Source organism: Roseateles amylovorans (genome assembly GCF_025398155.2).
Lineage (GTDB): Bacteria > Pseudomonadota > Gammaproteobacteria > Burkholderiales > Burkholderiaceae_C > Roseateles > Roseateles amylovorans.
Genome location: NZ_CP104562.2, coordinates 5,049,292 through 5,063,177, shown reverse-complemented (window position 1 = coordinate 5,063,177; position 13,886 = coordinate 5,049,292). Strand labels below are relative to the sequence as shown.

Genomic DNA, 13,886 nt, shown 5'->3' with positions numbered 1-13,886 from the left:
GCGCGCTCACGGCTTGACCTTCTTGATGGTGGTCTTGGTCTTGGTTGGGGTCGGCGTGTCCACGCTCTGGGCCGACAAGGCCAGCATCTCCTGCGCATGGGCGATGCTGGTGGACGACAACCGCTCGCCGCCCAGCATCCGGGCGATTTCCGCCACGCGGGCCTCACCGTGGATCGGTCGCACGTCGGAATTGGTCACACCGGCTTTGAGCGACTTGGCCACCAGGAAATGATGGTCCGCACAGGCGGCCACCTGCGGCAGATGGGTCACCGCCAACACCTGGACATGGCGGCCCAACTGCTTCATCAGCCGACCCACCGTCTCCGCCACCGCGCCGCCCACACCGGTATCGATCTCATCGAAGATCAAGGTGCCGGCGCCGCTGTTCTGCTGGCTGGTGGTGACCGCAATCGCCAGCGCAATGCGCGACAGCTCGCCACCCGAGCCCACCTTGGCCAGCGGCCGCGGTGTGCTGCCGGCATGACCGGCCACCAGGAACTCCGCCGATTCCAGACCGAAGCTCTGCGGCTCTTCCTGCTGCGACAGCGCCACTTCGAAGCGGCCACCGGTCATGCCGAGCTGCTGCATCGCCTGCGAGACGGCGGTCGACAGCGCTGGTGCGGCCTTGGCGCGGGCGGTGCTCACTGTCTTGGCTTCGCGCTGGTAGAGCTTCAGGGCTTGCGCCTGTTTGGCCTGTAGACCTTCCAGATCGGTGGCGGCATCCAATTGCGCCAATTCGGCCTTCCACTCCGCCAACAGTGCCGGCAGTTCTGCGGGTTGGCGCCGATAGCGACGCGCCAGCGTCACCCAGGCGGAGAGCCGGTCATCCAACTGCTGCAGCCGGTCGGGATCCAGATCCGCCGCGTGGAGATAGGCGGCCAGGCTGTGGGCCGCATCCTGCAATTGCGCTTGGGCACCCTGCAGCGCATTGACGGTGTCCTGCAACTGGGCGTCGTAGCTCAGCACATCCTGCAGGCTGGACAGTGCCTCGTCCGTGAGCGCCTGGGCGTTGACCTCGGCATCGCCGATCCGCTCCAGTGCGCCGCGCGCCGCATCCATCAGCGACTGCGAATGCGACAGCCGCGAGTGTTCCGCGTTCAGCTCTTCCCACTCGTCCGCATCCGGCGCCAGCCGGTCCAGTTCGCCGATCTGCCAGGTCAGCCGCTCATGCTCGCGGGCGAGGTCGGCCTGACGGGCCTGGGCGGTGGTCAGCGCTTCGGTGGCCTGACGCCAGGCAGCGTGGGCCACGCTCATCGGTCGGGTGTCGATCTGGGCGAAGCTGTCCAGCAGCTCGCGCACGCTGGCCGGACGGGTCAGGCCTTGCCAGGCGTGCTGGCCGTGGATGTCCAGCAGATGTTCCGCCAGTTCCCGCAGTTGGGCGACGGTGGCGGCACTGCCATTGATCCATGCGCGGCTCTTGCCTTGCGCATCGATCACGCGACGCAGTAGCAGGGACGGGGTGTCGGTGTCGCCGGGGCCCTCGGGGTCATGGGGGGCATCGAAACCGGCTTCTTCCAGCCAGGCCACCAGGGCTTGGGGCCGATCGAACTCGGCGCTGATCTCGGCGCGGCTGGCACCTTCGCGCACCACGGCGGCGTCGCCCCGACTGCCGAGCGCCAGTTGCAGCGCATCGATCAGGATGGACTTGCCCGCGCCGGTTTCGCCGGTCAACGCGGAAAAGCCGGCGGCGAAGTCGAGCTCCAGCTCCGGCACGATCACGAAATCTCTCAGGCTCAGTCGGCGCAGCATGTCGGTGAGTCCTCATTCAACCCCGACCTGCACCTGGCGGGTGCGGGGCCTTGTCCTGTCTCAATGTCTGGCGTTGGTCGCTGTCCGTCGGGCGCTTGGTCGCGCTCGGGGCATCGGGGTCAACGGTCGGAAGTCGGTGGTCGGAAATCGTCAATCAGCTCACTGCAATGGGCAATCGGCAATCGGCAGTCTGAGTCCGGACTCAGCTCACGCCTTCATACCAGCGCAGTTTGCGACGCAGCGTGGCGTAATAGCTCCAGCCCCGCGGATGCAGGAACGGCGCCCGGTGCTGCGAGCGGCGCACGGTGATGCAGTCCCCGTGCAGCAGGCTGGCCAGGCTTTGCATGTCGAAGTTCACGCTGGCGTCGCGACCGGCCACGATGGTGAGCCGCACCTCGCCGGAATCCGGCAGCACGATGGGGCGGTTGGACAGCGCATGGGAGGCGATCGGCAGCACCACCCATCCGGCGATGCCGGGATGCATGATGGGGCCGCCGGCCGACAAGGCGTAGGCGGTGGAGCCGGTGGGGGTGCCGACGATCACGCCGTCGGCCCGCATGTTGGCGACGAATTCATCGCCCACGTCCACCCGCAGTTCCACCATGCCGGCGGTGGCGCCGCGGCTGACCACCACGTCGTTCAGGGCGACGCCGGAGAAGATCAGCTCACCGTCGCGGATCACGCCGCCTTCGAGCATGGCACGGTGTTCGATCTCGAAATCGCCGGCCAGGATGGGTTTGAGCGCATCCTTGTACTGGTCGGCGGAGATGTCGGTGATGAACCCCAGCCGGCCCTGGTTGATGCCGACCAGCGGGAGGTTGTAGCGGGCCACCTCGCGGGCGAAGCCCAGCATCGTGCCGTCGCCGCCGACGACGATCGCCAGGTCGCACTGGGTGCCGAGTTCGGCGTGGGAGAGGGCGGGCAGGGCGGTGATGCCGGTGCTGTCGGCGGTTTCCTGTTCGAGGGAAACATCCAGTCCCTGGCCGGCGACGAAATCGGCGATTTCCTCCAGGATGGGGCGAATTCCCCTGGACTGGGGCTTGCCGACGATGGCCACATGACGGAATCGCTTGGACATATGCACAGAATTACACCACAGCGCCACCCTGCGGCACGGGTGGCGGGCGGACGCCCATACAATGAAAACCATGCTCGACGAGCGCGCCAAAACACTTCTCAAAACCCTGGTTGACCGCTACATCGCGGACGGTCAACCGGTGGGCTCCCGCACGCTCTCCCGGGCTTCGGGCCTGGACCTGAGCCCGGCGACCATCCGCAACGTGATGGCGGACCTGGAAGAACTGGGCCTGATCGCCAGCCCGCACACCAGCGCCGGCCGCATCCCGACCGCCCGCGGCTACCGCCTGTTCGTGGACACCCTGCTCACGGCGCAGACCCTCAAGTCCGAGGTCTCCTCGCTGGAGTCGCAACTGCTGCCCGACCAGCCGCAGCGGGTCATCGCCAACGCGGCGCAGATGTTGTCCAGCCTGTCGAGCTTCGTGGGCGTGGTGACCTCGCCGCGCAAGAGCAGCGTTTTCCACCACATCGAATTCCTGCGCCTGGGCGAACGCCGGGTGCTGGTGATCATGGTGTCGCCGGAAGGGGATGTGCAGAACCGGCTGGTCTTCACCGCACAGGACGTGACCCAATCCGACCTGACCGAGGCCAGCAACCGGCTCAATGCCCACTATTCCGGCATGAGCCTGGACGTGGTGCGCGACCGTCTGCGCACCGAGGTCGACGCGCTGCGGGGCGAGATTGCCTCGCTGATGAGCGCGGCGGTGGATGTCGGCACGCAGAGCTACGAGGAACAAGAGCCGGTGGTGGTCTCTGGCGAACGCAACCTGCTGACGGTGCAGGACTTCCGGCACGACATGGGCAGCCTGCGGCGGATGTTCGACCTGTTCGAGGAAAAGACCCAGCTGATGCGGCTGCTGGATGTCTCCAGCCGCGCGGAGGGGGTGCGGATCTACATCGGCGGCGAGAGCCAGGTCGTGCCCTACGAGGAGCTGTCGGTCGTCTCCGCGCCCTACGTGGTGGACGGCGAGGTGGTGGGCACGCTGGGCGTCATCGGTCCGACGCGGATGGCGTATGACCGGATGATCCAGATTGTCGACATCACCTCGCGGATGGTGAGCAACGCGCTGTCTCAGAAGTAGCGGCCTGGTGGGTGAGTAGAATGCGCGGCTCCGGTGCAAGGCCGGAGCGCTGGGTGATGAGCCCGGTGGCGGTTGCCTGGCGACAGGTGCAGTGTTCCCGTAGGGCCGTTAGCTCAGTTGGTTAGAGCAGAGGACTCATAATCCTTTGGTCGCAGGTTCAAGTCCTGCACGGCCTACCACCCCTCTCCACATGAAAAGAGCCCTTGCGGTTCTTTTTCTCGCCGAACTGTGGGAGGGCAATGCTGTCTCTGATGAGTACCAGCGCCAGTCCCACATCTGCCGCCCTGGGCAAGTCAAGCACAAGCGGTGTATGACTCCAGTTGAGCGACTGCAGCATGGCAGGCCGCGTTGCACATGCATCAGATGCCCAAGCTCGCTCAGGCGGACAGGTTCACCTTTGTGCGGGCTCGCAATGCATCATCCGAAGCGCGCGGGAGCGCGTGCCATCCTCCATCGCCTGCGCTTGTTGCGCAGGGTAGGGGATCAAGGGCGTGGTCGGATGCGCCGCAGGGCGGGATCTGGCATATTCGGGCCCCCTATGCCCTCTTGAGTCGCGTGTGATCGTCCCTGACGTTGCACCTGTTCCGCTCTGCGTTCCTCGCTGCCGGCCACCAAGATGGTGGCCGGCGGGGCGGCGGTGTTGGGCCGACCGCATTGGGTGGCGATGTGTCTTGACCGTTGTGCTGGCGACGGGAGGCGAGGCGCACGCGCACAGCATTCATGACTTCGAGCATACCGGGTGGACCAATAAGAACGGTGTGGTCGGTTCGATGATCTGGGTCGACGACACCCCCAGTGGATTGATGCTGTTGCGCACCTCCGCAGGCTATCAAGTGTTTGACGGCACGGAATTCCATTCCTTCAGCGACGACGCGCCGCCGCCGTTCCAGGATGTGGTGCAAGTCGTTGGACAACGCGCTCCGACCGGCGCTATCTACTTCCAGGACCCCATCACGCGAAAGATCCTGCGCAGCGACGGCGGCCGAGTGGAGGCGGTGGACGACAAGGACCGAGCGGCCGCAATGACGACCCGGTTCCAGTTCGACCCTCGTGGAATCGGCTGGATGGGCGCGCTTAATCAGCTGTATCGGCTGGAAGGCTTGACCGTTCGGGCAGTCAATGAGGAGGTGGGACTTCCCCCAAACCACACGCTCGCGCCTCTCGTTGTCAGTCGGGAAGGGGCGCTTTATCTCACCGTCAAGCAGGGAGACGTCGGTCGGCTGCATTACCTGCTTCCGGGCACGGCTCGTTTTCAAGCGATGGAAACACCGCTGAACTGCTATCCGTTGGTCCTCACCCCTGACGGCAATGCCTTGTGCGCGAGCGGGAGCGGTCTGATGCGGATCTTGATGGAGCGGGGAAGGCCCGTTGGCGTCCAAGTACTGAGCAACCGTAGCCACGGTGCCATGACGGTTGATCGACGAGGCCGCGCCTGGATGAGCTCGCGGGGCCAGCTGTACTTTGCTCAGGACTGGCGCGAACTGTTGAGGCCCGGTCGGATCGACCAACTGATTGCGAAAGGGTTCACTGTCAAGGACGGTCTGACATCCGACGGGATTGGCGCGATTCGCGAGGACAACTTAGGGCAGGTCTGGATCGCGACCGCGGCAGGCTTGGATCGTTTCCGTGAAACGCGCCTGCGGCCTGTCAAGCTGCCTCGCCGGAAGTTCGGCTTTGCGATGCTGCCGGACCCGGAGGGTGGATTGTGGGCGGCGAACTGGGATGGCTTGGTCATGCACCTTCGGGACGGGAAGGTGGAGGATGTGCCGAGCCCCACGAGCGTCACGGCGCTGTACGCGGGTCGTGACGGAACGGTCTGGGTCGCATCGGAATTGGGTCTGTGGAAACGCCCGCCCGGCAAGTCATTTGTGGCGGTACCGAACCCGCCGAATTTTGATCTGCATTACGTGCGCAGTCTGGCGGAGGATGACTTGGGGGCACTTTGGGTGCAGACAGGACGGCGCGTGGTGCGTTGGAAGGCCGGTCAATGGTCTGAACCTGAGGGCCCGGTCGTTCCGCCGCCAGGCACCTTCTACAGCATTGTGAGTGACGCTCGGGGCCGGCTCTGGTTTCAAGGGCGAGGTCCTGACACGTATGTGCTGGAAAACAACCGGTTCAAAAAGCTCCCGTCCGACGCGAACCGCGCCAAGGTGCAGGTCTCGACCGTGCTTTATTCGGCGGGCGATCGCGTCTGGGTTGGGCATCGGCATGGGATAGGGGCCTACATCGGTGAACGTTTCGTCCCGCTTCGTCTCAAGGCAGGGCCGGTTAAGGACATCACGGGAATCGTCCAGACATCGAACGGGGACCTGTGGTTTCACGGGCGCTCCGAGGCGTATCACGTGCTTGCGGACCAGGTGATTGCCGGTCTCGAGGGCCAGCCGGCGGAGGTGGAGATCCTGAGCTTCCACGATGGGCTGACCGGCGCAACCAATGATACGGAGCCCAGGCCGACCCTGGTGCAGGACAGTCAGGGGCTCCTGTGGTTTTCCACAACCGAGGGCCTGTTCTGGCTGGACCCGACGGCCTCCCGCGAAACCTCCCCTGCGCCCCCAGCGGTCATCCTGCGATCCGTGCAGGCCGACGGGATGATTCAGGCGATGCGTGACATGGTCTCCATTCCCCCGCTGTCAGGTCGTGTTGAGGTGAATTACACCGCTGCGGCACTGGGTGTTGCGGATCGAATCCAGTTCCGCTACCGCTTACAAGGTGTGGACAAGGACTGGCAGCAGGTTGGCACCCGGCGCAGCGCCGACTACACCCAGCTCGCGCCAGGTCTTCATCGCTTTGAGGTCGCCGCGACCAATGAACGAGGCGTCTGGTCGAGCGCGCCCAGCGTGCTGCTGATCGACGTTCAGCCCGCATGGTTCCAGACGGCCTGGTTTCGTGGGACGGCGGGCTTCATGCTGCTGGTGGGGCTCTGGGTGGCCTACCGCTTGAGGGTGCGCGTGATCGCACGGCGGGAGCGCGTGCGCATGGGCGACATTGCCAAAGAGCGGGAGCGTATCGCGCGTGACCTGCACGACACGCTGCTTCAGAGCATGCAGGGCGTGATTCTGGGCTTCCATGGTTTGGCGACCACCTTGAGGCCCGACGACCCGGTGCGAACGTCGATTGAAGGGGAACTGGAGCGGGCCGATGAGTTGCTGGGGGAGGCGCGGGACCGGGTTCGCGATTTGCGGACCACCGGACATGACGCAGTCACTCTTCCGGAGGCGCTCGCGCTGGCTGCCACTCAACTGAAGGTAAGCGCGCGCGTCCGCGTGACGCAGGACGGGCAACCTCGGGCGCTGGAGCCGTCCGCGCGAGACGACCTTTATCTCATTGCCCGAGAGGCGCTTCTCAATGCGGCGCTGCATGCCAATGCCAGTGAGATCGAGTTGATCCTGCGCTACCGTTGGCGCCACATGACGCTCACCGTGCGGGATGATGGCGCCGGCATTCCGGAAGATGTGCTTCGCCGCGGCAAACGGGAAGGACATTTCGGTGTGATTGGCATGCGGGAGCGTGCAGAGCGATTGGGTGGCAAGCTTTCGCTGGAGCGCCTGTCGCGCGGCGGGACGCGGGTGATGGTGCAGATCCCCGCCTCTACCATCTACCGAAGCGCCCCCGGAGATCGGCGGCGCAGATTCAGGGCGGCAATCTCCTTGCGGGTCTTCTTGGGCAGCGGCTCAAAACCAAGCCAGCTTTGATTCATGCCCTCATCGTCGCCGACCGACGATCACATCGTCAGTCGGGGTGACGAGGGGTTCTGCAGACCTTCCCTAGCGCTTCCCCAGTAGCGGCGATCGACCAATCTTCTCGACCGTCCCGGCCTTGCTTGGCGCTGGATCGGAGAACCTCGCAGCCGCGATGGACTTATCCAGCGACGGCAGGCTCCATGTTTTCTGAAGACGCAGGCTGTTCATTCCGTCGTTCCACGCATGCAGCATGCGCTTGCCCGTTTCGTAAAACGCAGGGTGCCGCGCTGTGGCCGCAACCACCTGCGGCGTGACCTGAACGATGGCCTCGCAGATGCGCTCAATGCGTTCAAGTGTTTGCGCCGGCATGACGTTGCAGCGCGTTTGCAGAAACCTCTCCAATGCTTTACCCGGCATCCAGGTACTGCGCCCTTCCAAGGGCATGCCTGGCGGATTCGTCGCGTAGTCGTCATAGACCGTGATGGTCAACATGTCGTAGACGGGCACCAACTCGATGTGGTCGCGGGAGCTGTAGAGCAGGGCGATGTTCTTCGTATGGCGGTCGGCATTGCGCAACGCGTAGGTCAGCAGCAGCAGGTCGGCAAGGTGAGAGAGCGCGGCGTTCTGTGGTTCGGCCTGAGGCGTGACGTCCTTGATGCGCCCGACCACGCGCTCCCACGTCGACTCGTACTTCTGCTCGGGCCGCAGCGTGAGCAAGCTGCACAAGTCCTCCATGCCTTTTCGGGTCGTGCCGTCGGGCTCAAAGTCGAAGCGATGCACGACCAGCGCTTGGCCATCGTCGGAGACCTCGGTCGCTGCGGTCGGAAACCCGGCCTGACGCGACACTTCCATGCACAGGTGTTCGTTGAGGGCCACACCCGGCAGACGAGCGGTGGTGCCTTTGACGATGTAGCGCTCGGTGGCTAGGGTGCCCTTGCCGTACTCGCCCAATGTGTTGGGCGAAACGAATTTCGGAACGACGCCGGAGACCCCGGACGCTGCGTGTCGGCGCACCAGCTCAACGAACGCCTCTTCCGAGTTGTCGCCCCTCAGGAGGCCGTTCAAGTCGAAGGGCACCGGCGGCTGGGTTGGGTCGGCGCCAGGTGTGGCCACCTTGACCCGCCCGATGGCGTTGCGTCCGACCACTGAGAGCAGATTCAGAGGCGAGGCGCCGACATGCGGGCCGAGCTGCTCTTGCAGGGTGGAGAGCAGGAAGCCCTCGGGAAGATTCATTCGGAACAGCGGGTGCAGTTCCGGATAGACGTAGGACTCCGTACGCACGGGCATGAGCAGGGAGACGAATTGCTCAGGCTGGACGTCTGGGTGGTAGGTCATCACATGCCGGAAGCCGTCTGTGGACTCCAGTGTGGCGACAGCGTCGTTGTGGCCGCAGACGTGCAGTTCATCGCCGAGTTCGCCCTGAAGCGTTGGTCTCACTTGCTTCCCGAGCCTGACGCTGCCGTTCCGCCAAGGCATCGTCCAGGGTGAAGCCGCTTCGCTTGGGTGTAAACGACAACTGGTGGCCCATGACCTCAAGCAGGCGAAGCAGTTTGCGCGAACCGAACTCTGCGACGCCGCCTGTCTCAAATCGGGCGAGGGTTGACTGACCCATGCCGCAAAGCGCCGCGAGCTGCTTCTGGGTCATTCCGCGCTCCTGCCTGAGTTGCGCCACAGCTCGGCCAAGGGAATAAAGGCTGTCCATTTGCTGGATGTGCTGCCCGTGCACCGGGCTTCAAGCCCTCTCTTCGACGGACGAGTGCTGTATTTGCTATTCGACATCGAGGGGAACTCCGCCAGTTTCCTCTTGTGGAGACGGTCCTTCTGCCCACTGCCGATAGCAAATACGGCATCAACTTGGCAGACGGTTCAGCAGAACGTCAACTCGGCCTCCGTCTCGCCCTGAAGGTCTGAAATCCGCATGCCTTCTCTCCAGTCATGCGGACATCCACACTCCCATCGCCCTTGCGCGCCGCCGGCCGCTGACCAACGCCTTTGCGCTTCAATGAAAGTGCACACACCTCCGCTCCATCACCGGATCGGTCCGCACCGTCGGCAGATCGATGAACTGCGACCCGATCTGCACGCGCGGCATCGCCAGCAGCAGCGCATTCGGCGGCCAGAACTCCAAGAGCCGGAAGTACTCCGGCGTTCCAGGCTCAACGGTGAAGCGGTCAAATCCGGACTTGAAGCGGAAATCCGACCCGACGATCGGTTCAAGCGGCTTGAACCCTTGGCCCTTCATCGGCACGGTGTAGGTCTCCCCGGTCTTCAGGTCGAGCAACTGGAAGGTCGCCTTCTCAAATTGAAGGACGGTGCCCTCATGCACGAAGAGCTTGGCACACAGCGCGGCGTTGCGCGCATCGCCGCCGGCGGGGTTGCCTCTGCAAGGTCCGATGCTGAGCGCAAAGCCAGGGTGATCAAGCCAAAAGTCATCCGCGTTGTGGCTGGTCTTGATGAACGACGCGTCCGTCTGCACGCTCAAGCGTTGAACGGGACGCTCCGGACAGCTCGCGCAACCCTCGAGGAACGCCGCCACGCACAGGACGGTGAGGAGGGTGGCGAAGCGTTGGCGACCTGGCATGTTGGCGGATGGTAGCGCCGCCTCGCACGTTTCCCCACCGCCGCCACTCGCAGCGGCAATCTCATCGCCTTAGCAGTCGGCCAGCCAACCCCATGTTCAATGTCCCGGCTAACAGAATGCAGTTGGCAGGTTTCGTCGCGCGCAGTGACCGCGCCCCATTCACCCGAGAACCCCACCCCCAACCACCCCCAAAATCCCGCCCCACCCCGGAGGACCCCCCCAATCCTCCCGAGCATGCTTCATGCCCATGACATCCCCTCCTCCGATCATGTCCCTGACCAATGGACAGGGATCTCACGGAGGAGCACATGGGCGGGGGCATGGTTGTCAGGCATCGACTGCGCAGCAAGACGCAGCAGGGATTCACGTTGATCGAGATCATGGTGGTGCTGGTGATCATGGGCGTTCTCGCGGCGCTGGTCGTCCCCAACCTGATGGAGCGCCCCGATCAGGCCCGCGCCACCGCCGCACGTCAGGACGTCGGCGCCCTGATGCAGGCGCTCAAGCTGTACCGGCTCGACAACGGCGACTATCCCAGTGCCGCCCAGGGGCTGGGCGCACTGGTCGACAAACCGGTCGCCGGCAAGCCGCCCACCAATTGGCGCAAGTACCTGGAGCGGCTGCCCAATGACCCGTGGGGCCGCCCCTATCACTATCTCAATCCCGGCACCAACGGCGAGATCGACGTGTTCTCCCTCGGCGCCGACGGCGAACCCGGCGGGGACAAGGCCAGCGCCGACGTCGGCTCCTGGCAACTCTAGGCGGCAGCGTGGCTCGCATCTGGCGCACGCTCCAACGCACACCCCGCCCGCCCCACCCCCAGGATCGCGCGCGGCGAGGCGGCATGGCCGTGGTCAGCATGCTGTTGGTGGTCGCCGTGATCGCGGTGCTGGCCGCCGCGCTGCTGAGCCGGCAGACCGCCTTCATCCGAGCCGCTCAGGCCGAGCAGACCTGGGCCCAGGCGCGGTGGCTGCTCCGTGGTGAAATCAGCCGGGCGCAGGTGGTCCTGCGTTTGGACGCGCAACGCGACCCCACCACACGGCTCGACGGCGGATGGAACCAGCCTGTCGTCGCGCAGGTGCTCGGTCAGATCGAGGGCGCGCCGGCGCAGGCGTTCACCGAGATCACCGATGAACAGGCCAAGTTCAACCTTCGCAACCTGGTGGCGTCAGGCCAGTTGGATGCGGTCGAAGCCGGCGTGTTCCTGCGCCTGTGCGGCTTGCTGGGCGTGCCCGCCGATCAGGCGGGGCGCATCGCGCGGCGGGTGGTGACGAGTCTGGTAGAAGCAGATGCCCAGCCCATCGCCGCTGCAGCGCCCGCTTCAGCATCCGAAGCGAGTCTGGATGAAAAGGAAGCGCAAGCCATCGCCCAGCAATTAGGTATCGACGGCCCGCCTGCGCATGACCTGGCCCCGCGGCCACGGGTGATGGACGATCTGCTCGCCACGCCGGGCGTGGAGGCCGGCAGCATCGAGCGGCTGCGGCCCTTCGTCACCGTGTTGCCGCAGCGCACCTGGGTCAATGCCAACACCGCCAGCGCCGAGGTGCTGTCGGCCTGGGTGCCGGGGTTGGACGTCGACCGCGCCCGTGCGGTGCTCCGCACCCGCGATCAGGGTCAGTGGTTCATCAACCGCGGCGACTTCGTCAATCGGCTGCAGATGCCGACGCTGGACGACACCCCGCTGCTCATCGGCATCACCAGCCAATGGTTCCGTGTGTCCACCGCCTTGCAGATGTCCCGCACCACGCTGCTGATGCAGGCCTTGCTGCATGACGACAAGGACTCCCTTCCCCGGCTCGTCTGGCTTCGAGAAGGCGCCTGACGTGATCCAGGCTGAGCTGCTGCGGCTGATGCTGCCGCCGACCCGCATGCTGGAGACCGCGACGGTGCGCGCCGCCTGGCGTCTGCCTCAGGGCGAGTGGCATGAAGCGACCTTCGAGCACCTCGCCGACGTCGCGGTCCGTCTTCGAGCCCGACGTGTGGAAGCCTGTCCGCACCCCAGCGAGGTGTCGATGACCGAGCTCACGCTGCCGCCGCTGCCCGCGAAGCTGCTGCGCACGGCGCTGCTCGGCGAACTCGACCTGTTGGTTCTCTCGGACACGGCCACGCTCGCGGTGGCCTCGGGCACGCGCACCGGCACGGGCCAGGTGCCCTTGGCGTGGATGAGCGCGGAGGCGCTGTCGCAGATCACGCAGACCCTGCAACGGATCGGCCTGCCGGTGCAGGCGGTCCTGCCACCGCCCGCCTTCTTGCCTCAGCCCGAAGACGGCGAGTCGGGCGACGGTCGCGCCACCGCCGTCTGCATCGACGACTGGGTGGTCGTGCGCTCCGCCGCCGATGAGGGCTTGCTGCTGCCGAACGCGGAGGGCTCGCGAGGTGCGGCGCAGATCGAGCAACGCCTGCGCGCCACGCGGCCCGACCATCCCGGCGTGCGGTGGCTCCAATTGAAAGGCGAGGGGGATTTCGTGAGCGATGGCCCGGCGGCCCGTACTCAAGTCGACAGCGAGGACACCGATGGCGGCCACGGCGAAGAGGCCAGCGAGCTGCCCGCCCCGTCCACATCGGCGTGGTCCGGCAGCGGCTGGACCTGGTCGCTCCCGCTGGCGCGACGCCACGGCGCCGGCGCAGACCATCGATGGCTGGCGCCCGCGCTGGGATGGTCCATGGCCGCCGCGATGGTGGCCGTCGTCGGACTTCAGGTGCAGGCGTCGGACCTGGCCGCGCAGGGCAAGGCCCTGTCGCGGCAGATGGCGGCTGATGTGAAGGCGGCCTTTCCGGACGTGCCGGTGGTGATCAATCCTCTGCAGCAGGCGCGCCAGCTTCGCGATGCGCGTCGCGCGGGCGTTGCCGTCGGCGGCGCACCATCGGATGACCCGGCGGCGCTGCTGCGGGCGGGCGCCGCCTTGCTGCCGAACGCCCAGGGGCAGCTTCAGCGCCTGGCGTTCCAGGACGGTCAACTGTGGCTCCAATGGCGCGAGGGCGCGGCCTTTGGTGCCGACGAGCTTCAAGCGCTGCAGGCGCAGGCCCAGGCGCGTGGTCTCACGGTGCTGGCTGACGCGCAGGGCCTTCGGCTGCAGGTGGATGCATCGAAGGCACCGCCCGCAGCGGGAGCGAGCACGGCACAGACGTCCGCCCCGGTGCGCGTCGGGGTGACCCCATGAAAGCGCGTCTGAACGCCCTGCGGTGGCCGCTGCAGCGCCAACTCAAGCCGCTGGTGGATGCAGCGCAGGATCGATGGCGTGCGCTGTCGCCGCGCGAGCGCCTGCAGATCGTCGGCATGGTCGTGGCGGTGGTGGCGACGGCCGTCTGGCTGCTGTGGGCCCGGCCGGCGTTGGCGTCGATCCGGCACTGGGAGAACGAACTGCCGCGGCTTCGCTCCCAGGCCGCTGCGCTGAAGGACATTCTTGGCGCGGACGGCCAGCCCGCGGCTCGCCCGTCTGCGATCACGCCGCAGGATCGTCTCCAGCGCCTGCGCGCCAGCCTCGACGGCGCGGGCTTGGCCGGCGCCTATGTGCTGAGCGATGACGGGGCCGCGATTCACATCGAATTCGATCGTGCGGTCGATCTGTCCAAAGGCATGGCCTGGCTGCTCGCCGGGCCGCCGACGCTGCAGATGAAGGTGGCGCAGTTCTCGCTGCAGCGCCTGGACGACCGACCGATCTCCGCGTCGCGGAGCGACGTCCGATTCACCATCACGATCGTGGCGACATGACCCTT

General features: G+C 65.9%; 11 protein-coding genes and 1 tRNA gene. 7 read left to right on the top strand and 5 right to left on the bottom strand.

Going from position 1 to position 13,886, the window contains the following annotated elements; all coding sequences use genetic code 11:
* Positions 1–6 precede the first annotated feature (6 nt).
* Positions 7–1,749 (bottom strand): DNA repair protein RecN, encoded by a 1,743-nt coding sequence (gene recN / locus N4261_RS20910; protein WP_261757186.1) that lies wholly within the window; start codon positions 1,747–1,749, stop codon positions 7–9.
* Between the two features lie 202 nt (positions 1,750–1,951).
* The gene (locus tag N4261_RS20905) at positions 1,952–2,827 is read right to left on the bottom strand and encodes an NAD kinase (RefSeq protein ID WP_261757185.1); all 876 of its coding nucleotides are present in this window, start codon (positions 2,825–2,827) and stop codon (positions 1,952–1,954) included.
* Positions 2,828–2,897: 70 nt separating this feature from the next.
* On the opposite strand from N4261_RS20905, the gene hrcA reads away from it, so the two are divergent.
* The 3 genes from hrcA (at position 2,898) to N4261_RS20890 (ending at position 7,600) form a co-directional block, all read left to right on the top strand.
* Positions 2,898–3,908, top strand: coding sequence for a heat-inducible transcriptional repressor HrcA (hrcA, locus tag N4261_RS20900; protein WP_261757184.1), 1,011 nt, complete (start codon positions 2,898–2,900; stop codon positions 3,906–3,908).
* Between the two features lie 102 nt (positions 3,909–4,010).
* Positions 4,011–4,087, top strand: a tRNA-Ile gene (locus tag N4261_RS20895).
* A 501-nt stretch (positions 4,088–4,588) separates the two neighbouring features.
* The gene (locus N4261_RS20890) at positions 4,589–7,600 is read left to right on the top strand and encodes an ATP-binding protein (protein WP_261760795.1); all 3,012 of its coding nucleotides are present in this window, start codon (positions 4,589–4,591) and stop codon (positions 7,598–7,600) included.
* A gap of 72 nt (positions 7,601–7,672) precedes the next feature.
* Here the strand turns inward: N4261_RS20890 and N4261_RS20885 are convergent, their stop codons facing one another.
* The 3 genes from N4261_RS20885 to N4261_RS20875 form a co-directional block, all read right to left on the bottom strand.
* Positions 7,673–9,025, bottom strand: a complete 1,353-nt coding sequence (locus tag N4261_RS20885) for a type II toxin-antitoxin system HipA family toxin (RefSeq protein WP_261757183.1) — start codon at positions 9,023–9,025, stop codon at positions 7,673–7,675.
* On the bottom strand, positions 8,991–9,290 hold the full coding sequence (locus N4261_RS20880; RefSeq protein ID WP_261757182.1) for a helix-turn-helix domain-containing protein: 300 nt from the start codon (positions 9,288–9,290) through the stop codon (positions 8,991–8,993). Before N4261_RS20880 ends, N4261_RS20885 begins: the two co-directional genes overlap by 35 nt.
* A 297-nt stretch (positions 9,291–9,587) precedes the next feature.
* Complete coding sequence (locus N4261_RS20875) at positions 9,588–10,169, bottom strand: hypothetical protein (protein ID WP_261757181.1); 582 nt, start codon at positions 10,167–10,169, stop codon at positions 9,588–9,590.
* 320 nt (positions 10,170–10,489) lie between these two features.
* On the opposite strand from N4261_RS20875, the gene gspG reads away from it, so the two are divergent.
* The 4 genes from gspG (at position 10,490) to N4261_RS20855 (ending at position 13,881) form a co-directional block, all read left to right on the top strand.
* Complete coding sequence (gspG, locus tag N4261_RS20870) at positions 10,490–10,930, top strand: type II secretion system major pseudopilin GspG (protein WP_261757180.1); 441 nt, start codon at positions 10,490–10,492, stop codon at positions 10,928–10,930.
* Between the two features lie 83 nt (positions 10,931–11,013).
* Positions 11,014–11,991: a type II secretion system minor pseudopilin GspK gene (gene gspK, locus N4261_RS20865; RefSeq protein ID WP_261757179.1), complete on the top strand. Its 978-nt coding sequence runs from the start codon at positions 11,014–11,016 to the stop codon at positions 11,989–11,991.
* The gene (gene gspL, locus N4261_RS20860; RefSeq protein WP_261757178.1) at positions 11,939–13,330 is read left to right on the top strand and encodes a type II secretion system protein GspL; all 1,392 of its coding nucleotides are present in this window, start codon (positions 11,939–11,941) and stop codon (positions 13,328–13,330) included. Before gspK ends, gspL begins: the two co-directional genes overlap by 53 nt.
* Positions 13,327–13,881 carry a type II secretion system protein M gene (locus tag N4261_RS20855; RefSeq protein WP_261757177.1) on the top strand — a complete coding sequence of 185 codons (555 nt, stop codon included), beginning with the start codon at positions 13,327–13,329 and terminating at the stop codon, positions 13,879–13,881. Before gspL ends, N4261_RS20855 begins: the two co-directional genes overlap by 4 nt.
* Positions 13,882–13,886: the final 5 nt, after the last annotated feature.

What these genes read in the sequence shown, in the direction of transcription:
- recN (WP_261757186.1), bottom strand. Translation starts at nt 1,749, where the DNA reads ATGCTGCGCCGACTGAGCCTGAGAGATTTCGTGATCGTGCCGGAGCTG.
- N4261_RS20905 (WP_261757185.1), bottom strand. Translation starts at nt 2,827, where the DNA reads ATGTCCAAGCGATTCCGTCATGTGGCCATCGTCGGCAAGCCCCAGTCC.
- hrcA (WP_261757184.1), top strand. Translation starts at nt 2,898, where the DNA reads ATGCTCGACGAGCGCGCCAAAACACTTCTCAAAACCCTGGTTGACCGC.
- N4261_RS20880 (WP_261757182.1), bottom strand. Translation starts at nt 9,290, where the DNA reads ATGGACAGCCTTTATTCCCTTGGCCGAGCTGTGGCGCAACTCAGGCAG.
- N4261_RS20875 (WP_261757181.1), bottom strand. Translation starts at nt 10,169, where the DNA reads ATGCCAGGTCGCCAACGCTTCGCCACCCTCCTCACCGTCCTGTGCGTG.
- gspG (WP_261757180.1), top strand. Translation starts at nt 10,490, where the DNA reads ATGGTTGTCAGGCATCGACTGCGCAGCAAGACGCAGCAGGGATTCACG.
- gspK (WP_261757179.1), top strand. Translation starts at nt 11,014, where the DNA reads ATGGCCGTGGTCAGCATGCTGTTGGTGGTCGCCGTGATCGCGGTGCTG.
- gspL (WP_261757178.1), top strand. Translation starts at nt 11,939, where the DNA reads ATGACGACAAGGACTCCCTTCCCCGGCTCGTCTGGCTTCGAGAAGGCG.
- N4261_RS20855 (WP_261757177.1), top strand. Translation starts at nt 13,327, where the DNA reads ATGAAAGCGCGTCTGAACGCCCTGCGGTGGCCGCTGCAGCGCCAACTC.